Below are 20,643 nucleotides of genomic sequence, written 5' to 3' on the forward strand. Positions count from 1 at the left end.
ACCGCGAACCGCTCGACGACCCCCGCCTCCGACCGCTTCCGCGACTTCATCGCGTCCGGCTGGGCCGAGCGGGAGGAGCCGCTGCCTGCTCCGCGCGAGCAGGCGTCCTTCGCCGCCTCCCGCCGCGAGCGCCTCTCCGCGCTGCACACCGGCGTGCGCATCGTCGTCCCGGCGGGCCGCCTCAAGCAGCGCGCGAACGACACCGACTACCCGTTCCGTGCGCACTCGGCCTTCACCTGGCTCACCGGCTGGGGCTCCGACTCCGAGCCCGGCGCGGTGCTCGTCCTCGAGCCCGCCGGGTCCGGCCACAGCGCGACGCTCTACTTCCGCGAGCGCGCGGGCCGCGACTCCGACGAGTTCTACGCCAACCCCGAGATCGGCGAGTTCTGGATCGGGCCGCGTCCGTCGCTCGCGCAGGTCGCGAGCGATCTCGGCCTCGCCACCCGCGGGATCGCCGAGCTCGACGCGGTCCTCGACGCGCACGACGGCGTCCCCCTCGCCGTGCTGCGCGAGGCCGACCCGGCGGTGACCGGCCGTCTCGACGCGGTCGAGGCCGACGAGCGGGCGGACCGCGACGCGGCGCTCGAGCGCGACATCGCCGAGCTCCGCCTGGTCAAGGACGCCTACGAGATCGCCGAGCTGCGCGCCGCCGTCGACGCGACGGGCCGCGGCTTCGAGGACGTCCTCTCCGACCTGCCGCGCATCATCGCCCACGAGAAGGGCGAGCGCCTGATCGAGGGCGTCTTCAACGGACGCGCGCGCGCCGACGGCAACGCGGTCGGCTACGACACCATCGCCGCGGCGGGCCCCCACGCCTGCATCCTGCACTGGACGCGCAACGACGGGCCGGTGCGCCCCGGCCAGCTGGTGCTGCTGGACGCCGGCGTCGAGCAGGACAGCTACTACACCGCCGACATCACGCGCACCTTCCCGGTGGACGGCCGCTACACGGACGCCCAGCGCCAGGTTCACGAGACGGTGCGGGAGGCGGCCGACGCCGCGTTCGCGATCGTCCGACCCGGCATCCGCTTCCGCGAGGTTCACGCCGCGGCGATGGCCGTCATCGCGCGGCGCACCGCCGAGTGGGGCCTGCTGCCGGTCAGCGCCGAGGAGGCGCTCGAGGCCGACAACCAGCAGCACCGCCGCTACATGGTCCACGGCACCAGCCACCACCTCGGGCTCGACGTGCACGACTGCGCCCGGGCACGGCGCGAGATGTACCTCGACGGACTGGTCGAGGAGGGCATGGTCTTCACGATCGAGCCCGGCCTCTACTTCCAGCCCGACGACCTCACGGTCCCGGAGGAGCTGCGCGGCATCGGCGTCCGGATCGAGGACGACGTGCTCGTCACCGCCGACGGCGCCGAGAACCTCTCGGCCGGCATCCCGCGCTTGGCCGACGACATCGAGGCGTGGATGGCCCGACTGGCCCGCTGAGCACGGTCGCCCGCGGGGAGCCCCGGCCGCTCAGGCGGCGAGGGGCAGCGCGAACTCCCCGCGGGCGGCGGCGAGCGCCAGCCCGTCGAGCAGCGTCGCCAGCTGACCGGCGGGAGCGTCCGGGTCCTCGGGGTGCCACTGCACGCCCACGAGGGGGGCCGCGACGTGCTCGACGGCCTCGATCACGCCGTCCTCCGCCCGGGCGACGACCCGCAGCCCCGGAGCGAGCAGGTCGACCGCCTGGTGGTGCGCGCTCTGCACCGCGAGCGCCTCGGACCCGAAGAGCCCGCCGAGCACGGAGCCCGCCGCGAGCCCGACCTCGTGCCGGTGCATGCGCTGGTGAGCGGGGGCCGCCGCGTTGACGTGCTCCGCCTCCGGACCCAGGTCCTGCACCAGCGTGCCGCCGAGCGCGACGTTGACGATCTGCAGGCCGCGGCAGATGCCCAGCAGCGGGGTCCGGCGGGCCAGTGCCCGGTGCACCAGCGCGATCTGGGCGGCATCCGCGCGCTCCGCGTGGGGGCCCTCGGCCGGGTAGCCGCGGTCGGCGCCGTACTGCTCGGGAGCGATGTCCTCGCCGCCCGCGAGGACGAGGGCGTCCGCCCCCGCCGTGCGCGCCAGCAGCTCCTCCGTGCCCAGCTCCTCGGCGGCGAAGCGCTCCGCCCGCCAGCCGCGCTCGTGCGCGAGGGCGAGGATGCGGCCGTTCAGGATCTGCACGTAGGCGTGGTACTCCTCGCGGCCCGGTCGCACGCGGGCGACCTCGACGATGGCGAGCGAGCGGGTCATGACTCCATCCTGGGCACGCCGCCGCCGCCGGTCGAACCGCCGTGTCACGCGGTGTCACACTCCGGCCGTACGATCACGGAGTGACCTCGCCGAGCCCGTCCCTCCCGGAGCGCGTGCAGCAGGCGCGCTCCGAGGTCTCCGTCCTCGCCGGGACCACTCCCGAGCGCCGGGTCCGACCGCTGCGCGAGGCCGTCGAGCACGTCGCCGCCGGCGGCTCCCCCGATCCCGGCGCCCTGCTCGACGCGGTCGACTCGCTGGTCGGACTCGTGACCCGCGCCGAGGTGCAGCTGAGCGGCGTCGAGCGCTCCGTGCGGGACGACCTGGAGCGGGCCGCCACCCTCTCCGACCTGCGCACCTCGGCGCAGCTCGCGTCCGCCGCCGACGTGGCCGTCGCGTGCGCCGCGGCACGGTCGCTCCTCCTCGACGCCGACGACGCCCGGTCGGCCGGCGCCCGCCACGATCCGGCCGCGCTGCTGGTCCTGCTGCTCGACGCCGACTCCGCTCTGGACGCCGTCGTCTCCGGGTACCGCGAGCCGCGGGCCCAGGCCGAGCGCCAGCTCCTCCTGTTCGAGGCGGCGCGCACCGCGGCCCGGCTCGGCGCCGAGTCGGTGCTGCTCCTGGCCGCCGTGCACGGCGAGCGCATCACCGCGGCACCCCGGATCCTCGCGGAGGAGACGCTCGGGCAGCTGGACACCGCGGTGCGCCGTGCGGCAGGCGATCCGGCCGGCGCTCTGGACGAGGCCCGCGCCGCCGCCGACCGCGCCCGCTCCGCACTCGACGAGGCCCTGGTCGACCTCGACGGCGCACCCCCGTCGCTCCGCCCCGCGGCCGTCCCCGGTGGCCTGCCCGCGGCCTGAGGACGCAGGCACCCGGCAGCGGCGCGCGTGCCATAGTGAGGGACATGGCCTCCTTCCTCGTCGTCCCCCAGTGGCAGGGCTCGGCGTCGACGCGCGCGATGCGCCTCGTCGACGGAGCCGAGGCGATCCGGGGCGATCTGCCCTCCTCCGCCACCACGACCCTCGACATCCCCGCTGAGGCGGGCGACGCTCAGGACACCGGCATCCGCCGCTACGCCTCGGTCGCCACCGTCGCCGAGCGGGTGCGCGAGGCCCTCTCGGGCCGCACCGATCCCGTGATCACGATCGGCGGCGACTGCGGCGTCGAGTTCGCGGCGATCGGGCACGCCGTGCGCTCGGCACCGGGCCCGGTCGCGCTGGTCTGGCTCGACGCCCACCCGGACGCGCACACTCCCGAGTCCTCCCCCAGCGGCGCCTTCTGCGGCATGGTCCTCTCGGCCGCGCTGGGCCGCGGCGTCGGCCTCCTGAGCGCGGGCGCCGAGGAGCGGGTGGCCGACGAGCGCGTCGTCCTCGCCGGTGTCCGCTCCGCCGACGACGGCGAGCTCGAGCCGCTGGTCGAGCGGGGGGCCGCGGTGCTGACCGCGGACGCCCTCGACCCGGAGTCGCTCGTCGCGGCGGTCGAGGCGACCGGTGCCGCCTCCGTCTACGTGCACCTCGATCTGGACGTGCTCGACCCCGCCGATCTCGCCGGGCTGTTCGACCCGGTGCCCTTCGGCGTTCCCGCCTCGCGCCTCGTCGCGAGCCTCGACGCCCTCCGGTCCCGCTTCCCGCTCGCGGGCGCCGGCGTCACCTCGTTCGCCCCGTCGTCGCCGACCGCGGCCGAGGACGACCTGCCCACGATCCTCCGCCTCCTCGGCGCTCTGTCCCGCGGGGCCTGAGAGAGCCCTGCAATCGGCGCGCAAGCCCGAGCGCGTGTCGGCGGCACCCGGCAAGATGGTCGGACGCCACCGAGCGGAGGAACAGATGAGCGACGAGAGACCGCGCGTGCGCACCGAGCGGCGCGGGACCGTGCTCGCGATCGTGCTGGACCGGCCCGAGAAGCGCAACGCCGCCGATCTGCGGCTGCTCGCGGAGCTGGCGTCCGCGTACGGCGAGCTCGACCGCGACCCGGAGCTGCGCGCCGGCGTCGTCCTCGCCGAGGGCGGGCACTTCACGGCCGGGCTCGACCTCGCCGACATCGGGCCCCGCCTGGGCTCCGACGGCCTCGACTTCGTGCCCGAGGGCGGTCTCGACCCCTGGGGCCTGCGCACCCGCCCCGTGAGCAAGCCGGTGGTCATCGGCCTCCAGGGCACCTGCCTCACGCTCGGCATCGAGCTCGCGCTCGCGAGCGACGTCGTCCTCGCCGAGCGGTCCACCCGCTTCGGCCAGATCGAGGTCGCCCGCGGCATCCTGCCCTTCGGCGGAGCGACGCTGCGCTTCCCCCGCGCCGTCGGCTGGGGCGACGCGATGCGCTGGATCCTCACCGGCGACCTCTTCGACGCCGAGGAGGCCCACCGCATCGGCCTCGTGCAGCAGGTCGTCCCCGACGGGACGGTCGCCGAGGCGGCCTGGGCTCTGGCCGCCCGGATCGCCGCGCAGGCGCCGCTCGCCGTGCAGGCCGCCCTGGCCAGTGCCCGGCTCGCGGTCGCCGCGTCCGACGCCGAGGCCGCGGCCGCGCTCCCCGGGGCGCTCGCGCGTCTCGCGGCGTCCGAGGACGCGCGCATCGGCACCGAGGCCTTCCTCCAGCGCACGACGGCGGAGTTCACCGGACGATGAGCGACGAGAGCACCACCGTCACGGCGCCCGGCGGCTCCTCCCTCGAGGCGCAGCAGGAGCGGGCCGCGCAGCAGCTCGAGATCCGGCTCCGCTACGGCGACCAGGTGTGGGAGCTGCGCGAGGTCGACCACTTCGCCGTCTTCTCCCGCCGCAGCACCGCACGGCGCGCCGGGCGCGTCCTCGTGGCCTCCGGCTTCCAGATCGCGATCTCGCGGCTGAGGCTGAGGCAGGTCCTCGTCGCGAGCCACCACGCCGCGGTCGACGCGGAGTCGACCACCGCGTTCCTCCGCCAGGTGATCGAGGCGGTCGAGAGCCACGGCGGCCGCTACGACGGCTGGCGGGCCGAGATCGTGCCGGCGCATTGAGCGCCGGGCACCCACCGACGACGGGGCTCGACGCCTCCGAGACCCCCAGGGAGACAGCATGAGCAGCACGACGGACGAGTTCGACGTCATCGTCATCGGAGCAGGGCCGGTGGGCGAGAACCTCGCCGACCGAGCGGTCCAGGGCGGCCTCACCGCCGCCGTCGTCGAGAGCGAGCTCGTCGGGGGCGAGTGCTCCTACTGGGCGTGCATGCCCTCGAAGGCGCTGCTGCGGCCGCCGATGGCCCTCCGCGCCGCCCGTGATCTCCCCGGCGCGGCGCAGGCGGTGAGCGGAGGAGTCGACGTGCCCGCGCTCCTGGCCCGCCGCGACTCCTTCACCAGCCACTTCGACGACCACGGCCAGGTGCAGTGGCTCGAGGGCGCCGGCATCGAGCTCGTCCGCGGGCACGGCCGCCTGAGCGGCGAGCGCGAGGTGACCGTGACCGGACCCGACGGCGAGGTGCGCGTGCTCCGCGCCCGCTCCGCCGTCGCCGTCGCGACCGGCACCACCGCCGTCGTCCCCGACATCCCGGGCCTGCGCGCGGCATCCCCCTGGACGAGCCGCGAGGCCACCTCGGCCGAGGAGGTGCCGCCGCGCCTCGTCGTCATCGGCGGCGGAGTCGTCGCGACCGAGATGGCGACCGCCTACGCCGGCATGGGCTCCTCCATCACGCTCGTCGCCCGCAGCGGACTCCTCGCGCCGTTCGAGCCTTTCGCCGGCGAGCTCGTCGGCTCGGCGCTCCAGGAGCTCGGCGTCGACCTGCGCCTCGGCGACTCGCCCGTCTCGGTCGAGCGCCGGCCCGACGGCACCGTGGCCGTGACGCTCGAGGGCGGCGACGTCATCGAGGCCGACCAGGTGCTCGCCGCGACCGGCCGCGCCCCGCACACCCGCGACGTCGGCCTCGAGACGGTGGGCCTCGAGCCCGGCTCCTCGCTGACGGTCGACGACACGATGCTCGTGCTGGGCGGCGACGGTGCTCCCCTCGGCGGCGGGCGTCCGTGGCTCTACGGGGTCGGCGACGTGAACCACCGCGCACTGCTCACGCACCAGGGCAAGTACCAGGCCCGTGCGGCCGGCGACGTGATCGTCGCGCGCGCCACCGGTGCCGAGGTCCACGACGCCCCCTGGGGAGCGCACGTCGCGACCGCGGACCACGAGGCCGTGCCGCAGGTCGTCTTCACCGACCCCGAGGTCGCGTCGGTCGGCCTGACCGCCGCGGCCGCCGAGAAGGCCGGATACCGCACCCGCGTCGTCGACTACCAGATCGGCTCGGTCGCCGGCGCCGCCCTCGCCGCCGACGGCTACACGGGCACCGCGCGGATGGTCGTGGACGAGGACCGGAAGGTCGTCCTCGGCGTCACCTTCGTCGGCAAGGAGGTCGGCGAGCTGATCCACTCCGCGACGATCGCCGTCGTCGGCGAGGTACCGCTCTCGCGCCTCTGGCACGCGGTCCCCTCCTATCCGACGATCAGCGAGGTCTGGCTGCGGCTGCTCGAGACCTACGGACGCGACAGCGCGTGAGCGCGCTCCGTCGAGCCGTCGCGACGGTGGCCCTGGATCCGGCGATCACCCGGCCCGGCTACCTCTTCGCGTGCGCGGTCGGACTCGCCTGGGGCGCGCTGTGGAGCACGGGCCCGATCCGGCGCAGCCACGGCCTCGTCGTCTTCACCGGTCTGCCCTCCTGGGCGTTCGGCCGCGGAGGGTCCTGCGTCGGCACGAGCTACCTCACGGGCACCAACGTCTCCGACAGCGTCCTCGAGCACGAGGCCGTGCACAAGGAGCAGTGGCGGCTCTACGGGATGTGGTTCCCGTTCGCGTACACGGTGGCGGGTCGCGATCCGCTGCGCAATCGATTCGAGATCGAAGCCGGTCTCGAGAAGGGCGGATATCTCCGTGGTCACTGACATGACGGGGCGCGTCGTCGTCCTCACCGGAGCCAGTTCCGGCATCGGCCGGGTCGCGGCGGGAGCGCTGGCGTCCGCCGGTGCCCGCGTGGCCGTGGTCGGGCGGAACTCCGAGCGCACCCGCGCGGTCGCCGCCGACGTGGGGGGCGACGCGTTCCTGGCCGATTTCGACCGGCTCGACGACGTCCGCGCCCTGGCCGACGGCCTCCTCGAGCGCTACGAGCGGATCGACGTGCTGGCGAACAACGCGGGCGGGCTCGTCTCCCACCGCGCCGAGACGGTCGACGGCCACGAGCGGACGATCCAGAGCAACCACCTCGCGCCGTTCCTGCTCACGCGGCTCCTGCTCCCGCGGATGATCGAGACCTCGAGGGAGCGGGCCGGCGTCCGCGTCGTCTCCACGGCGAGCCTCGCGAACCGCTTCGGTCGCCTGAGGCTCGACGACCTCGACAACCGCCGCGGTCCGTGGCTCGGCGGCTGGCGGGCGTACGGCACGTCGAAGCTGGTGACGATCCTCTTCATCCGCGAGCTGGCGGAGCGCCTGCTGACGACGTCGGTCGACGCGTACTCGTTCCACCCGGGCGTCGTCTCGACGAGCTTCGGTGCCGACAGCACGATGATGAAGCTGATGACGAGCCTCTCGGTCGGCTCCTTCGGGATCTCCGCCGAGGCGGGTGCGGTGCCGCTGATCACCCTCGCCTCCGAGCCCGACGTCGGTGCCGCCAGCGGCACCTACTTCGACCAGCTGACACCGCACGGCTCCCTGAACCCCCAGGCCCGAGACCGCGCTCTCGCCCACGACCTCTGGACCCTCTCCAGCCGCCTCGTGGGCGTCTCGCCCACCCTGTAGCCCGCTGCCGCTCCCCGCCGACGCCGACTCGACGCGGGGGCGGCGCGGAGCACCCGACCCGCTCGCCGGGAGGATCTCGACACACCCTCTCCGAGGGCTGCCCGATCAGCAGGTCTGTGCGCGGTCGCCCGACTCGGTCTGTGCCCGCGAGCTGCTCGATCAGCCGCGAAATCGGTCGGGCGTGGATCTCGAAACTCCCTCTCCGAGGGCTATCCGATGAGCATGTCCGGGCGCGGTCGCCCGACTCGCCAGGCACCCGAGAACCGCTCGATCACGCGCGAAGTCCGTCGGCAGTGACTCTCGAGACGCCCTCTGCGAGGTCCACTAGATCAGCATCGTCCTCCGCGGTCGCACCCCTGGCGCGCCGTCCCCCGCGGCCGCGCCCCCGGCGCGCCGCACCCCTACGAGCAGCGCCCGGAGCGTCGCAGGGCGACGTTCTGCAAGGCGGAGGAGGAAGCGATACCGGCGGTATCGCGCCCGACGACAACGCCGCAGAACGTCGCCCTGCGGCGCTCCGGGTCAGTTAGACTCTTGGCGGCCGAGGCGCCAGTACCCCATGAACGCCACGCGCTTCCGGTCGAGTCCGAGCTCGGTGACGAGGCAGCGGCGGATCAGCTTCACGGCGCCGGCTTCTCCGGCGATCCAGGCGTAGAGGCCGGGGTCGGTGCTCTCGTCGGGGACCTCCCAGAGCATCTCGTGGTCGACGTCGATGTCGCTGACGTCGACGCCGCGGTGGTGGGCGGTGAGGAAGCGGGTGGCCCAGGCGCGGACCGCGTCGCCGAGGGCCGCTCCGGGGGCTGCCGCGTCGGCGCGGACGATCCAGGTGACGTGGACGCCGGCGGGGTGGTGGAGCGGGAGGCGGTCGTGGGCGGTGGGGACCTCGAGGAACGCGGCTCCGGTGGCGTCGTCGTCGAGGCTCTCGAGGATCGCGGCGATGGCGGGGACGGCCGTCTCGTCGCCGGCGAGGAGGAGGGAGGTGGCGGCGCCGGGGTGGAACTCGACTCCGCCGCCGGGGAGGTGGGAGCGCGTGTCGGGCGCGATGATGACGATCTGGTCGCCGGCGCGGGCGCTCTCGACCCAGGCGGAGGCCGGTCCGGTGTCGCCGTGGGCGGCGAAGTCGATGTCGACCTCGGCGTCCTCGGGGCGGACGGCGCGGATGGTGTAGGTGCGGAGCGGGTTCCGGAGCTCGTCGGGGAGCTGTCGCCAGCGGCCGTACCAGTCGGGGTCGAGTCCGTCGGGTCCGTCGGGGTCCGAGACGGAGGCGAGGAAGGCGGGGGCGTCGGAGGCTGCGGTGGGGACGACGAGCTTGATGCGCTGGTCGGGGCCGGTGCAGCCGACGTGGTCGAGGCCGGTGCCGGTGAGGGTCACGCGGATGAAGTGCGGGGCGATCCGGGTCGCTGCGGCGACGGTCGCGAGGTACGGCCGGTAGGCCGGTCGGGCGGGGGCGGCGGTCGTCGGAGGCATCGCCTCAGTCTCGCACAGAAGGTAAGCCTTGCCTAACACTCAACCGGGACGCCCGGCGGACGGTCAGCGCGCGGCGTGCTCGGCGGAGGTGCGCAGGCGCGCCTCGACGTCGGCGGCGAGCTCGGCGACGACGGGGCCGGCCCCGCCGATCCAGGCGCAGAAGTCGTGGCGGTCGTCGGCCCACGGGTAGTCGCCGTCGACGACCGACATCTCGCCGACCCAGGCCCGGACCGCGCGGTCGAGCGCGACTCCGCGGGAGCAGCGCTCACCGGTGCCGGGGGCGCCCGAGCGCTCGGAGCGGCCGAGCCAGGTGACGCAGACCCGTCCGGGGGCGGCGAGCGGCGGCAGCCCGCGCGCGTCGTCGACCTCGACGAAGACCTGGCCGCGGGCGTTCGCGGGGAGGGTGTCGAGGATGCTCTGGATCCACGGCACGACGGTCTCGTCGCCCGCGATCAGGAACTGCTTCACGTCGACCGGCGCGGAGCCGTCGCGGTCCTCGAACATGCACATCGTGTTCGAGTATAGGCAAGGCTTACCTCAGTGACCAGAGCCGGACCCTGACCATCCGCCGTGCTGCCGCGCCGGGACCCGTCACCACTGCGGCCTCCCCCCGTCACCACTGCGGCGGGTGCCGCCTCTGCCAGCGCGCCCGCCGCTCGAGCTGTGCGCCGATCGCCAGCAGCGTCGCCTCGCCGCCGGGTCGCCCGATCAGCTGGACTCCCATCGGCAGGCCCTCCTCCGTGGTGCTCAGCGGAAGGGTGATCGCGGGGAGGCCGCTCACGTTCACGAAGGACGTGTACGGCGTGTAGAGGCACTGCTGCTCGAAATTGCGCTCGGGATCCTCGAGGTCGTACCAGCCGACGGGGCGCGGCGTCATCGCCAGCGACGGCGTCAGGACCGCGTCGACGCCGGAGAACGCCGCGATCACCGCGCGCTCGTAGCCCGAGAGCCAGGACGCCGCCTCGACGATCTCGCGCGCGGAGCGCCGGCGTCCCTCCTCCACCAGCCAGCGGGTCAGCGGCTCCAGCAGATCGAGGTCCGCGCCCTCGACGGGCAGGGTCGCCGCGCCGCTCTGCCACAGCGTCCGGAACGCGGCGGGGTACGCGGCGCTCGGGGGCAGCGACGCCTCCTCGAGCCCGTGGCCGAGGGCGGCCAGCGCGGCGATCCCCTCGTCCAGCGCGGCGCGCGCCTCCGGCGCGAGAGCGATCTCGTACTCCTCGTCCCAGGGCGAGTCCGTGAGCACGCCGATCTGGAAGCGCCCCTCTCCGCGCACCGCGGCGCCGAGGAACGAGCCGTCGCCGTCGCCGGGCGCGCCGAGCGACCAGCGCTGCGGGAGGCGGCCGTTCGTCCGCTCCAGCATGCCCTCGAGCAGGAGGCCCGCGTCGGCGACCGAGCGGGTGATCGGCCCGGCGACCGTCAGGCCGCCGACCCCGCCGATGCCGGAGAGCGCGGCGACGCGTCCGCGGGAGGGCTTCAGTCCCACCAGGCCGCAGGCCGCGGCGGGGATGCGGATGGACCCGCCGCCGTCCGAGGCGGGGGCGAACGGCAGCAGTCCCGCGGCGACGGCGACCGCCGCTCCTCCGCTGGATCCGCCGGCCCCGAGGCGGGTGTCCCAGGGCGTGACGGCGGGCGGGCCGATGCGCGTCTCGGTGTAGGAGGGCATCCCGAACTCGGGCGCCGCGGTCTTGCCGAGGCTGACCGCTCCCGCCGCATCGAGCACCTCGACGATCTCGTCGGAGGCGGTGGGCACGTGGTGCTCGCGCAGCCGGGATCCGAATGCGGTCCGCACGCCCGCGCGCCGCCAGAGGTCCTTGTCGCCGCTCGGCAGGCCCCAGAGCGGAGCGGTTCCGGGCCCGGTGCCGAGCGCTGATGCCCGCTCCCGCGCCCGATCGGCGGTCACCGTGGCGAAGGCGCCCAGCTCCCCGTTCCACCGCTCGATCCGGGCGAGGTAGTGATCGGCGAGCTCGAGAGGCGTGACCTCTCCGCGCTGCAGCCAGTCCCACTGCTCCTGGGCGCTGAGGTGGTGGAGTTCGAACATGGAACGACCCTATTCCGCCGCTCCGGGGAGCCGGCGGAACAGGGTCGTGGGGGTCAGGCCGCGCGGCGGCCGCTCTCGCTCGCCTCGTCGATGCCCCTCCGGGCGCCGTCGGGCACCACGGTGTCGCGATCGATGCGGGCGCCGGTCGCGATCACGGCCGAGCGTCCGATGCGGGAGTAGCTCCCGATCCGCGCCCCCGGTCCGATGATCGCCTCGGGCCCGACGTGCACGTTCGCGCCGATGAAGGCGCTGTGCCCGATCATGGCGTCGCGGTCGACCCAGCTGCCCGCGCCGATCCAGGCGCGCTCGCCCACGGTCGCGCCGGGCTCCACGTAGGCGCCGGTCTCCACGTACGCGGTCGCCGAGACGCGCGATCCGGGAGCGACCATGCCGCGCCCGTTCGCGTGGCGGCGGTAGACGATCTCGTCGTCACTGCCGCGCGCCCCTCGACCCTTGTTCATCCCTGTTCCTGCCATCTGCCTCTGGCTCCTCCGAGCTGTCCGGTGGGCGGGGCGCCGAGCCCCGTCCCGTCATCGGTAGACAACAGCGGCGAGCGCCCGCGCATTCCCCGTTCGGGGGGCGCTGGCGTCCCCGGAGCGTCATTCCACCGCGTCGGCGACCGCGGTCACGACCGCGCGGAACCGGTCCGGCGCCTCGCGGATCCGCCGCCGGAGGAGGACCCCGGCGAGCGCCGACGAGGCGGGTGCGGCGACCAGCTCGCACTCGACCCGGGCCCCCTCCTCGTCCGCCAGGACCCGCCACTGCTCGACGCCGAGCACGGGGAGTCGGCGCTCGAGCCCGCTCCCCCGCCGCTCGTAGGCGCCGTCGGCGGCGAGGACGTCCGCGAGGGCGGCGAGCACCGGGGCGGGGTCGGCGTGGAGGACGGAGGCGAGGGCGAGGAGGCTGCGCACGGCGGCAGTCTCGCACGCCCCCGCGTCAGGAGCGGGCGTCGAGGACGCGCCGGAGCCAGTCGAACGACGCCTTGGGCACGCGGTCCCGGCTGCGCGTGTCGACGGCCACGAGCCCGTGCGGGCGGCTGTAGCCGTGCTGCCACTCGAATGCGTCGACCAGGGTCCAGAGCTGCACGGCCTCCACCGGCAGTCCGTCGTGGACGGCCTCGGCGAGAGCGGCCAGGTGAGCCCCGAGCCAGCGGATCCGCTCCGTGTCGACGATCGCACCCTCGCGATCGGGCTCGTCGGAGTAGCTCGCGCCGAGCGCGGTCACCACCAGCGGCGGCAGGGCGTCGCCGTAGCGCTCCACGAGGGACCGCAGCACCGAGACCACCGCCCAGGGTGCGACCGGCGAGCCGTCGCCCGTGCGGTCCAGCTCCGGCCAGGGCGCCGTGTGGAAGGGGAGCGCGGGAGGAGCGCCCACCCCGGTCGGCAGCGCCGGGTCGCGGCCCGCCACGATCCGCAGCGGCGGCAGCGGCGCGACCGCGTAGAAGTCGAGCGGAGCCGAGATACGCGCGAGGTCGACCGGATCCGCCTGCGCGAGGGCGCCGAGGAACGGCGGCAGCTCCTCCGGTCCGACCGGGTAGGACCCGGTCAGCACGGCGTCGGCCACCAGGCGGTTCCGCAGGACGTCCGCCAGGGAGGCGAAGGCGCGGTCCCGGTCGTCGTCGGAGGCGGGCTCGACGGGCGCGAGCGCGTCGACCAGGCCGATCCTCCCGGTCACCTCCGCCGCCCGCAGTGCCTCCAGCGCCACGCCGTGCCCGAGGAGCTGGTGGTGCAGCGCCGGCAGGGCGCTGAACAGCCGGCCGGCGCCCGGCGCCTGCCGCGCGAGCGCGTAGCCCTCGAGCATCACCGTCGACGGCTGGTCGAGGGTGATCCAGTCGGCGACCCGGTCGCCGAACCGCCCGCCGAGCTCGAAGGCGAGATCGCCGAAGCGGAACGCGGTGTCGCGGTTCATCCAGCCGCCGCTGAGCGTCGACGGGGTGTCGCGGTGGTGCAGGGTCAGCGCGACCCGGATCCCCGTCTCGGCGAGCCCGTCGAGCAGGCGGTCGTAGAAGCCGAGCCCTCCGCGGTCGATCGGCCCGCGGCCGTCGGGCTGCAGCCGGGGCCACGAGACCGAGAGCCGGAGCTCGTCGACGCCGAGATCGACCAGAAGCGCGAGGTCCTCGCGCCAGCGCAGGAGGAAGTCCGTCGCGATCTCGGGAGTGGCCTCCTCGGCGATCGTCCCCCGTCGCAGCGCGAAGTCGTCCCACACCGACCGGCCCCGCCCGCCCGTCTCGAGGGAGCCCTCCGTCTGGAAGGCGCTCTGCGCCAGTCCGATGCGCAGGCCCGGCGGCAGGAGTGCGCCCAGCTCGCGCGGATCGTCGAAGCGCGCAGCCTCGACGCGCACCTCCCGCCGATCGCGCCCGCGGGCCTCGTCTTCGCGCATTCCACTGTCCTCCGGATCTGATCGACGGGTATATTCTCGCGGAAGCGCTCTCCCGGATCTCCCCGACTCCCCCGACCGGCTGAGACGCCTCCTCCGGATGGTGTACATCCGGGAACAGTGGTGCGGCGCGCTTGACAGCTCCCCCCTGCCCCCGTGCAATGGACGCATCGTGAAATCGGGCGTCGACGTGGCAGTACCGGGGGGTTCACCGGTCGTGCCGGTGCCCCGACTCCGCCGATCCCCGCGGCGCACGGCCGCCCTGCTGCTGGTGCTCCTCGCGGCCGTCGCCTCCGTCTCCGGCCTGGCCGCGCCGGCCGCGCAGGCCGCCGCTCTCGCGATCACCGCTCCCGCCTCCGGCGCGGTCCTCAGCACGGGAGCGACGACGGCCACCGGCACGGCGACGGCCGGGGACCAGGTGCAGATCGGGCTCCGCGGCGGCGGCGACCCCCTCTGCATCACCACCGCGGGCCCCGACGGCGGCTGGAGCTGCGCCGTCTCCCTCGACGACGGGCCGGCGACCCTGGTCGCGGTGGAGCTCCTCGCCGGCGGCGGGACCACCTCGGCCGCCGTCCCGATCGCCGTCCTCAGCGCCCCCGTCATCGAGTCGGTCGACGGCTCGGCGACCTCCGCGGGCTCGGTCCGCGGCACGGCCTACCCCGGCGCGAGCGTCGCCGCGGTCTCGAACGGCGGCGCCGCGTGCCTGGCCACCGCCGACTCCGGCGGCGCGTGGTTCTGCCAGCTCGCCCCCACTCCGGCGCCGGGCAGCTACCGCGTCACCGCCACGCAGACCGCCTCCTTCGCCGGCAGCGCCGCCTCGCCGGCCAGCGCGCCGGTGACCCTCGTGGTCGACACCGCTGCTCCTGCCGCCCCCGCCCTCACCTCGCCGTCGAACGGCGCCGCCCTGCCGCTCAGCGGCGCGTCCTACTCCGGGACGGGCGTGGACGGCACTCGCGCCTACGTGTACGTGGACCGGGTCAACACCTGCGACGCGGCGGTCAGCGGAGGCGCCTGGAGCTGCACCGGCGGCACGATCACGGCGGGCGCGCATCGGGTCTCCGCCATCGCCGGCGACAGCGCCGGCAACTACAGCCCGCCGAGCCCCTGGATCGACGTGACCTTCGCGGCGGCGACGACCGCTCCCACCGGCACGCCCAGCGCGACGCCGCCGGCCGCCCCCGGAGCCGCGCCCAGTGCGCCCGGGGCCGCCGCGTCTCCCGCTCCGAGCAGCGCGGCGCCGACCGCGTCCCCGTCGCCCGTCCGCCCCGGAGAGGCCGCGCCCGCGCCCGAGGACGAGCCGACCGCCGAGCCCACCGCAGCACCGGTCCCGGCTCCCGACCAGGACGGCGGTGACGTGCCGCCGCAGCCCGCCCCCGACGCCGGATCGGAGCCGGGCGGCTGGAGCGCGGCGACCGGGATGACCACCGCGCTGTCCGCCGGATCGCCCGTCGTCTCGATGGCCGACTGGATGCGCTCCCTCGCCCTCGCTCTGCTCTCGCTCGCCCTGGTCGTCGTGCCGGCCCGCCTCGCCGCGGCCGGGCGCGCGCCCCGCGCCGAGCGCAGCTGGCACCTCACGGGCCGCAACCGCGCCGCCGTCGAGTACGACGACAAGCCGGACACCGGTCCCGCCTCGCCGCGCCTGATGGTCGTCGGGATGATCGGCTGCGCAGCCGGCCTCGTCCTGCTCTCGGGACGCGTCGACGGCCAGCCCGCCTACCTGCGCCTGCTGATCGCCGTCATCGTGGCCGTCGCCGTGGTCAACGCGGTCGCCGCCGCCGTCCCCGCGCTGGTCGGCCGACGGATCGGCGTCAGCGGGATCGGCGTCGTCGCCGCTCCGCGCGCGCTGCTCCTGGTCGCGGCGGCCGCTCTCGTCTCGCGCTTCGCGGGACTGGACCCGGCGCTCCTCTTCGGCGTGGTGATCGGCCTCGTCCTCCCCGAGGGCGCGTCCGCCGTCGACCGCGCGAAGCTCTCCACCGTCCGCGTCGTCTCGCTGCTGGGTCTCGCCGGACTCGCCTGGGGCGCCTCCGCCGTGGTCCCGCCCGACGGCTCGTTCGGCTCCGTGCTCGCCGCGGAGGTGCTCAGCGCGACCACGCTGATCTCGGTCGGCTCGAGCGTGGTGCTGCTGTTCCCGGTCGGGCGCCCCGCCGGCCGCAGCATCCTGCGCTGGTCCCCGCTGCTCTGGCTCGGGCTCACGCTCCTCGCGACGACCGTGCTGTTCGTGCTGCTCACCCCGACCATCGCGTCCTGGTCGACCGACGGCGGAGCGGGTCCGGTGCTCTTCGCCGTCGTCGCCTTCAGCGCGGTGTGCACGTCGATCTGGGCCTGGCGGCGCTTCGTCGAGTCGGAGTAGCCGGCCTCGGCCGCCCGCTCAGCCGATCGAGACGGGCCGGTCGAGGTCGTCGCCCGGCAGCACGTCGGCCACGGCGCCGACGGTCAGCTCGCGCAGCGTCGCGATGCCGCCGTAGACGCCGAGGAACGCGGTGTCGGCCGCGTCGCGTCCCGTCGCGATCCGCACGAGGCTCGACCGCGGCGCGAGCGTCGTCGCGTCGACCGCCCGCCACTCCCCCTCGATCCAGGCCTCCGCGACCGCGTGGAAGTCCATCGGCTGCAGTCCCGGCGCGTACACGGCCGCCAGTCGGGCGGGCACGTCCAGCGCCCGGAGGAGGGCGACGACGAGGTGCGCGAAGTCGCGGCAGACGCCGCGGCGGGCGAGCAGCGTCCGCTCGGCCCCGTCCGTCGGAAGGCTCGAGCCGGGGACGTACGCGAGCCGCGTGCCGACCCAGGAGCTCACCGCGTGCAGGAGGTCCGCCCCGGACAGGCCGGCGAACTCGGCCCGGGCCGTCGCCCACAGCACGTCCGACTCGGCGTAGCGGCTCGGCCGCAGGTACCGCAGCCGGTCCACCTCGTCGCCCTCGAGCGGAGCGAGGCGTCCCAGGACGCGCGCGGAGTAGTCCACGACGAGGTGCCCGACCGGCGCGTCGAGCACGTGCAGCCGGGTGCCGTGCTGGTCGATCACCTCGCGAGCGGCGAGCGGGCGGCCGTCGACGGTGAGCGTCAGCGACTCCTCCGCCCCGTACGCGTCGGCCACCGCGATCGACAGGACGAGGGCAGCCGGAGCCGCGACGTCGAGGGTCAGGTGGGCCGAGACGTCGCGCTGCATGGGGCTCTTCTCCGGGGCGTGGCGGGTGGGGGTCAGGCGCCCTGCTCGCCCTTCGGCGGCGGGGTGGGGGCGGCGTCCGGCTCCTGCACGAGCTGCAGCCCGCCGGACGAGTTCGCCGAAACGGTCAGCAGGTCGATCCAGGTGCGGTTGATCGAGGGGACCCGTCCGCCGAAGTACTTGAAGTAGAGGGGCACGGAGGGGTCGAGCCAGATGCTCGAGCGGCCGTCGCCGACCGCGGGGTCGTCCCGCCAGGAGAAGAAGAAGCTCTCGCGGCGGCGCAGCTTGTTGGCGATGACGATCTGGACGTGCGTGAGCGTGCGGTCGTCGAACTCGATCTCGACTCCCGAGGCTCCGTAGAGCAGCTTCCCCATGGGGGCCTCCCGGCCGCCCGTCGCCGGGCGGTGCATGACGGTGCCCGCGGGCACGAGAAGCGGGACCGTTCCGGCGCCCGCCGTGGACCGGGCGGCTCGCATCCGGACGCGGGCGCCCGGGCTCGGAACCGCCCGGTGACGACTCTAGGCGAGGCGGCGCGGGCGCGCGGGATCCTCGTCCGATTCCCGAACACCGGGCTCCTCCGGCCGGAAGGACGACCGGTCCGGAGGCGCGCCCGGCGCCCTGCCGGATCCGGGCGAGACGCGCCGGGGCACTGCCGCGCGCATGTCGGAGGTCGGACGTACGGTACCCGCATGATCGAATGCGCACTCTGCGGAACCGACGCCGTCGTCCTCGACCGCTCCGGCGGCCGCGACACCGAGGAGGAGCTCGTCGTGCTCTGCGCCGACTGCACCCCGGGCGAGATCACCCAGGCCCTCGAGGCCGGGCTGCTCGAGCCCGCTCGACGCAGCACGCACGCCCGCGCCGCCTAGGGAGCGGCGCGTCGGACGGAGTGCCCCCACTGGGACTCGAACCCAGACTGAGACGATTTTAAGTCGTCTGCCTCTGCCGATTGGGCTATGGGGGCGACCACCGGGAGGAGCGATCCTCCCGGCGGCGGTGTCAGGACTTGGCGGGCTCGCCGCCGACCGGGACCGGAGCACCGGCCTGGCCGGGGATCTGCGCCGGGGCCTGCGCGGCCGGAGCCTCGGCGGCCGGGGCCGCCGGACGCGGACGCGACGCGTAGGTCTCGAAGGAGCCGCGGGGGTACTCGCGGGCCTCGATCGAGGCGATGTCGCGGCCGAGCCAGAGGTTGTTCCACCAGCCCCAGACCACGCGGAACTTGCGCTCCCACGAGGGCATGGCGAGACCGTGGTAGCCGCGGTGCATCACCCAGGCGGGGAAGCCCTTCACGGCGATCTTGCCGGACTGGAACACGCCGATGCCGATGCCCAGGCCCGCGACCGCGCCGAGGTTCTTGTGCACGTAGTCGACCGGCTCCTCGCCGCGGAGCACCGCGGTGATGTTCTTGGCCATGAGCTTGCCCTGGCGGACGGCGTGCTGGGCGTTCGGCACGCAGAAGCCGCCGACGCCGCCGCCGGTGAGGTCGGGGACGGCCGTCGCGTCGCCGGCGCCCCAGGCGCCCTCGACGAGCACGTCGTCGTGGCCGACGCGGAGGTCGGCGCGCACGCGCAGGCGGCCGCGCTCCTCGATGGGCAGGTCAGAGTTCTTGATCGACGGGTTCGCCATGACGCCCGCGGTCCAGATGATCAGGTCCGACTCGAAGCTCTCGCCCGTCGACAGCTGGATGACGCCGTTCTCGGCCGACTTGAGCTGCGTGTCGAGGTGCACGGTGGCGCCGCGCTGGTCGAGGTTCTTCAGCACCCAGTGGCTCGTCTCGAGGGCGACCTCGGGCATGATCCGGCCCATCGCCTCGATGAGGTGGAACTGCGTCTCCTCGAAGTCGATCTCGGGGTAGCGCTTGAGCAGCGCGCTCGCGAAGGAGCGCAGCTCGGCGAAGACCTCGATGCCCGCGAACCCGCCGCCGACGACCGTGACGGTCAGCAGGCGCGAGCGCTCGGGGCCGGCGGGGAGCGACGCGGCCTTGTCGAAGTTCGTGAGCATGCGGTCGCGGATCGCGGTCGCCTCCTCGATCGTCTTCAGGCCGATCGCGTTGTCGGCGACGCCCGGGATCGGGAAGGTGCGCGAGACGGAGCCGGCGGTGACGACGATCTGGTCGTACTCGAACTCGTAGGGCTCGCCCACGGTCGGGGTGATCGTCGCGGTGCGGTTCGCGTGGTCGATCTTCGTCACCTTGGCGGCGAGGATCGCGGTCTTCTTGAGGTGGCGGCGGAGCGAGACGATCGCGTGGCGCGGCTCGATCGACCCCGCGGCGACCTCGGGGAGGAAGGGCAGGTACGCCATGTAGGGCAGCGGGTCGACGATCGTGACCTCTGCCTCGTGCGGTCGGAGCTGCTTCTCGAGCTTCCACGCGGTGTAGAAGCCGGCGTAGCCGCCTCCGACGATCAGGATTCTGGGCACGGTTGACTCTCCAAGAGGGATGGACAATGCGAACACCCTCACGCAATGCGAAGTGCCCGCTCTCGATGCGGTGGGCAGCACTGACCCCGACTGGGAATCAGCTTAGCGAAGAGCGCGCCGGTGGTGGCGCCTCCGTGGCTCCGGTAGGAGCGGCTACGCGTCGAGCGGCCTGCAGGCGCAGCGCTCGGGAGACCAGTCGGCGCGGGCCAGGGCCAGATCGCCGATCGGATTGACGCCGGGGCCCGCCGCGAGGGCGTGCGCGGCGAGGGCGTGGAGGCACTTCACCCGCGAGGGCATGCCCCCGGAGGAGATGCCCGCGATCTCGGGGACGGAGCCGACGCTCTCGCGGTCGGCCAGGAACGCCCGGTGCGCAGCGGCGTACGCCTCGCGCAGCTCCTCGTCCTCGGCGAGCATCGCGTTGTACTCGACCATGACCTGGGTGGCCTCGAGCTGCGAGATCGCGGCCGTCGCGGCGGGGTGGGTCAGGTAGTAGAAGGTGGGGAACGGCGTGCCGTCGGACAGGCGGGGGCTCGTGGAGACCACCGTCGGGTCGCCGCAGACGCAGCGTGCGCTGATCCCGACGACGTCCCGGGCGGGACGGCCCAGCTGGGCGGAGACGACCGCGATGTCGCGCTCGGACGGCGGATCGAAGGGGGGCGTGGTCACGGGGGCTCCAGAGGACGGACGGCCGGGAGGACGCTCCAGTGTACGCGGGGTCGGGCGGGAGCGACGGAGTCGGGCAGGAGCTACGGAGTCGGTGTCAGCTCGTCGGCGGTCGGCTCGCCGAGGCCCGAGACCGCGATCGAGGACAGCAGGGAGCCGGCCCAGTCGCTCGGGGTCTCCTGCACCGTGTCGCTCGCGGGCTGCTGCGCCTGCTGGGCGAGCGTCACGTCGTCGAGCACGAGGTAGCTCACCTCGCCGGGCATCACGAAGTACAGCCGCTCGCGGGCCTGCGCACGGATGAACGCCGGGTCGGACCAGCGGGTGCGCTGCTCGTCGAGGTTCTGCGCCTGGGTCTTGGCCGCGTCGACCGAGCGCTGCAGCTCGGCGATCTCGGCGCGCTGCTCGACGAAGTTCTTGATGCTCGGGGCGAGCACGACCACCGCGAGGATCATGATCCCCATCACCAGCAGCGTGAAGCCCGAGCCGCGGACGCCGGCGATCCACGCGGACGAGGGCGGAGCGGGCGGCTGCTTCGGGCGGGGGGTGCGCGGGGCGGACGCGGCACGACGTCCGCCGGG

22 protein-coding genes and 1 tRNA gene are annotated in these 20,643 nt (G+C 74.8%); 10 read left to right on the forward strand and 13 right to left on the reverse strand.

What is annotated here, in order from left to right; genetic code table 11:
• Positions 1-1,437 (forward strand): aminopeptidase P family protein (locus tag C5B92_RS15920; protein ID WP_104350571.1); only part of this gene is annotated, 1,437 nt, incomplete at its 5' end.
• Positions 1,438-1,467: 30 nt separating this feature from the next.
• Here C5B92_RS15920 and C5B92_RS15925 read toward each other — a convergent pair.
• The gene (locus C5B92_RS15925) at positions 1,468-2,220 is read right to left on the reverse strand and encodes a gamma-glutamyl-gamma-aminobutyrate hydrolase family protein (RefSeq protein WP_104225036.1); all 753 of its coding nucleotides are present in this window, start codon (positions 2,218-2,220) and stop codon (positions 1,468-1,470) included.
• Between the two features lie 80 nt (positions 2,221-2,300).
• Between C5B92_RS15925 and C5B92_RS15930 the strand changes: the two genes are divergently transcribed.
• From C5B92_RS15930 to C5B92_RS15960, 7 genes are all read left to right on the forward strand, one after another.
• On the forward strand, positions 2,301-3,077 hold the full coding sequence (locus C5B92_RS15930; protein WP_104239623.1) for a hypothetical protein: 777 nt from the start codon (positions 2,301-2,303) through the stop codon (positions 3,075-3,077).
• Between the two features lie 44 nt (positions 3,078-3,121).
• The gene (locus tag C5B92_RS15935) at positions 3,122-3,955 is read left to right on the forward strand and encodes an arginase family protein (RefSeq protein WP_104256198.1); all 834 of its coding nucleotides are present in this window, start codon (positions 3,122-3,124) and stop codon (positions 3,953-3,955) included.
• 85 nt (positions 3,956-4,040) lie between these two features.
• On the forward strand, positions 4,041-4,832 hold the full coding sequence (locus C5B92_RS15940; protein WP_104256199.1) for a crotonase/enoyl-CoA hydratase family protein: 792 nt from the start codon (positions 4,041-4,043) through the stop codon (positions 4,830-4,832).
• On the forward strand, positions 4,829-5,197 hold the full coding sequence (locus tag C5B92_RS15945) for a ribonuclease E inhibitor RraB (protein WP_104256200.1): 369 nt from the start codon (positions 4,829-4,831) through the stop codon (positions 5,195-5,197). Before C5B92_RS15940 ends, C5B92_RS15945 begins: the two co-directional genes overlap by 4 nt.
• Positions 5,198-5,255: 58 nt before the next feature.
• A complete protein-coding gene (locus C5B92_RS15950) occupies positions 5,256-6,716 on the forward strand; it encodes an NAD(P)/FAD-dependent oxidoreductase (protein ID WP_104274425.1) in 1,461 nt (486 codons plus the stop codon).
• Positions 6,713-7,099: a Fe-S oxidoreductase gene (locus C5B92_RS15955; protein WP_104227423.1), complete on the forward strand. Its 387-nt coding sequence runs from the start codon at positions 6,713-6,715 to the stop codon at positions 7,097-7,099. Before C5B92_RS15950 ends, C5B92_RS15955 begins: the two co-directional genes overlap by 4 nt.
• Entirely contained in the window at positions 7,089-7,949 is an 861-nt protein-coding gene (locus C5B92_RS15960; RefSeq protein ID WP_258061598.1) for an SDR family NAD(P)-dependent oxidoreductase, read from the forward strand. Before C5B92_RS15955 ends, C5B92_RS15960 begins: the two co-directional genes overlap by 11 nt.
• 519 nt (positions 7,950-8,468) lie before the next feature.
• On the opposite strand, the gene C5B92_RS15965 is transcribed toward C5B92_RS15960, so the two are convergent.
• The 6 genes from C5B92_RS15965 to C5B92_RS15990 form a co-directional block, all read right to left on the reverse strand.
• Positions 8,469-9,413 (reverse strand): siderophore-interacting protein, encoded by a 945-nt coding sequence (locus tag C5B92_RS15965; protein ID WP_104273841.1) that lies wholly within the window; start codon positions 9,411-9,413, stop codon positions 8,469-8,471.
• Between the two features lie 63 nt (positions 9,414-9,476).
• Positions 9,477-9,917, reverse strand: coding sequence for an SIP domain-containing protein (locus tag C5B92_RS15970; RefSeq protein ID WP_181028859.1), 441 nt, complete (start codon positions 9,915-9,917; stop codon positions 9,477-9,479).
• 109 nt (positions 9,918-10,026) lie between these two features.
• On the reverse strand, positions 10,027-11,451 hold the full coding sequence (locus tag C5B92_RS15975; RefSeq protein ID WP_104274427.1) for an amidase: 1,425 nt from the start codon (positions 11,449-11,451) through the stop codon (positions 10,027-10,029).
• Positions 11,452-11,504: 53 nt separating this feature from the next.
• A complete protein-coding gene (locus C5B92_RS15980; RefSeq protein ID WP_104317518.1) occupies positions 11,505-11,912 on the reverse strand; it encodes a transferase in 408 nt (135 codons plus the stop codon).
• 138 nt (positions 11,913-12,050) lie between these two features.
• Positions 12,051-12,362 (reverse strand): hypothetical protein, encoded by a 312-nt coding sequence (locus C5B92_RS15985; protein ID WP_104227427.1) that lies wholly within the window; start codon positions 12,360-12,362, stop codon positions 12,051-12,053.
• A 25-nt stretch (positions 12,363-12,387) separates the two neighbouring features.
• Positions 12,388-13,830 carry a glycoside hydrolase family 1 protein gene (locus tag C5B92_RS15990; protein WP_181028861.1) on the reverse strand — a complete coding sequence of 481 codons (1,443 nt, stop codon included), beginning with the start codon at positions 13,828-13,830 and terminating at the stop codon, positions 12,388-12,390.
• Positions 13,831-14,050: 220 nt separating this feature from the next.
• Here C5B92_RS15990 and C5B92_RS17060 point away from each other — a divergent pair, with 220 nt between their 5' ends.
• Positions 14,051-16,177: a hypothetical protein gene (locus C5B92_RS17060; protein WP_181028863.1), complete on the forward strand. Its 2,127-nt coding sequence runs from the start codon at positions 14,051-14,053 to the stop codon at positions 16,175-16,177.
• An 18-nt stretch (positions 16,178-16,195) separates the two neighbouring features.
• On the opposite strand, the gene C5B92_RS15995 is transcribed toward C5B92_RS17060, so the two are convergent.
• Positions 16,196-16,987, reverse strand: coding sequence for a transglutaminase family protein (locus C5B92_RS15995; RefSeq protein WP_104227429.1), 792 nt, complete (start codon positions 16,985-16,987; stop codon positions 16,196-16,198).
• Positions 16,988-17,019: 32 nt separating this feature from the next.
• Positions 17,020-17,358: an ATP-dependent DNA ligase gene (locus C5B92_RS16000; RefSeq protein ID WP_068211888.1), complete on the reverse strand. Its 339-nt coding sequence runs from the start codon at positions 17,356-17,358 to the stop codon at positions 17,020-17,022.
• A 315-nt stretch (positions 17,359-17,673) separates the two neighbouring features.
• On the opposite strand from C5B92_RS16000, the gene C5B92_RS16005 reads away from it, so the two are divergent.
• Positions 17,674-17,853 carry a hypothetical protein gene (locus tag C5B92_RS16005; protein ID WP_104274585.1) on the forward strand — a complete coding sequence of 60 codons (180 nt, stop codon included), beginning with the start codon at positions 17,674-17,676 and terminating at the stop codon, positions 17,851-17,853.
• Positions 17,854-17,874: 21 nt separating this feature from the next.
• Here the strand turns inward: C5B92_RS16005 and C5B92_RS16010 are convergent.
• From C5B92_RS16010 to C5B92_RS16025, 4 genes are all read right to left on the reverse strand, one after another.
• Positions 17,875-17,948: transfer RNA gene (locus C5B92_RS16010), tRNA-Leu, on the reverse strand.
• Between the two features lie 35 nt (positions 17,949-17,983).
• Complete coding sequence (locus C5B92_RS16015) at positions 17,984-19,402, reverse strand: NAD(P)/FAD-dependent oxidoreductase (RefSeq protein ID WP_104225019.1); 1,419 nt, start codon at positions 19,400-19,402, stop codon at positions 17,984-17,986.
• Positions 19,403-19,555: 153 nt separating this feature from the next.
• Positions 19,556-20,068: a DUF501 domain-containing protein gene (locus C5B92_RS16020; RefSeq protein ID WP_104227430.1), complete on the reverse strand. Its 513-nt coding sequence runs from the start codon at positions 20,066-20,068 to the stop codon at positions 19,556-19,558.
• Positions 20,069-20,148: 80 nt separating this feature from the next.
• The coding region (locus tag C5B92_RS16025) for a septum formation initiator family protein (RefSeq protein WP_308471287.1) at positions 20,149-20,643 on the reverse strand (495 nt) is incomplete at its 5' end.

It is taken from the genome of Rathayibacter sp. AY1A4, from assembly GCF_002930955.1.
Lineage (GTDB): Bacteria > Actinomycetota > Actinomycetes > Actinomycetales > Microbacteriaceae > Rathayibacter.

What these genes read in the sequence shown, in the direction of transcription:
- C5B92_RS15925 (WP_104225036.1), bottom strand. Translation starts at nt 2,220, where the DNA reads ATGACCCGCTCGCTCGCCATCGTCGAGGTCGCCCGCGTGCGACCGGGC.
- C5B92_RS15935 (WP_104256198.1), top strand. Translation starts at nt 3,122, where the DNA reads ATGGCCTCCTTCCTCGTCGTCCCCCAGTGGCAGGGCTCGGCGTCGACG.
- C5B92_RS15940 (WP_104256199.1), top strand. Translation starts at nt 4,041, where the DNA reads ATGAGCGACGAGAGACCGCGCGTGCGCACCGAGCGGCGCGGGACCGTG.
- C5B92_RS15945 (WP_104256200.1), top strand. Translation starts at nt 4,829, where the DNA reads ATGAGCGACGAGAGCACCACCGTCACGGCGCCCGGCGGCTCCTCCCTC.
- C5B92_RS15950 (WP_104274425.1), top strand. Translation starts at nt 5,256, where the DNA reads ATGAGCAGCACGACGGACGAGTTCGACGTCATCGTCATCGGAGCAGGG.
- C5B92_RS15965 (WP_104273841.1), bottom strand. Translation starts at nt 9,413, where the DNA reads ATGCCTCCGACGACCGCCGCCCCCGCCCGACCGGCCTACCGGCCGTAC.
- C5B92_RS15970 (WP_181028859.1), bottom strand. Translation starts at nt 9,917, where the DNA reads ATGTTCGAGGACCGCGACGGCTCCGCGCCGGTCGACGTGAAGCAGTTC.
- C5B92_RS15975 (WP_104274427.1), bottom strand. Translation starts at nt 11,451, where the DNA reads ATGTTCGAACTCCACCACCTCAGCGCCCAGGAGCAGTGGGACTGGCTG.
- C5B92_RS15980 (WP_104317518.1), bottom strand. Translation starts at nt 11,912, where the DNA reads ATGAACAAGGGTCGAGGGGCGCGCGGCAGTGACGACGAGATCGTCTAC.
- C5B92_RS15990 (WP_181028861.1), bottom strand. Translation starts at nt 13,830, where the DNA reads ATGCGCGAAGACGAGGCCCGCGGGCGCGATCGGCGGGAGGTGCGCGTC.
- C5B92_RS15995 (WP_104227429.1), bottom strand. Translation starts at nt 16,987, where the DNA reads ATGCAGCGCGACGTCTCGGCCCACCTGACCCTCGACGTCGCGGCTCCG.
- C5B92_RS16000 (WP_068211888.1), bottom strand. Translation starts at nt 17,358, where the DNA reads ATGGGGAAGCTGCTCTACGGAGCCTCGGGAGTCGAGATCGAGTTCGAC.
- C5B92_RS16005 (WP_104274585.1), top strand. Translation starts at nt 17,674, where the DNA reads ATGATCGAATGCGCACTCTGCGGAACCGACGCCGTCGTCCTCGACCGC.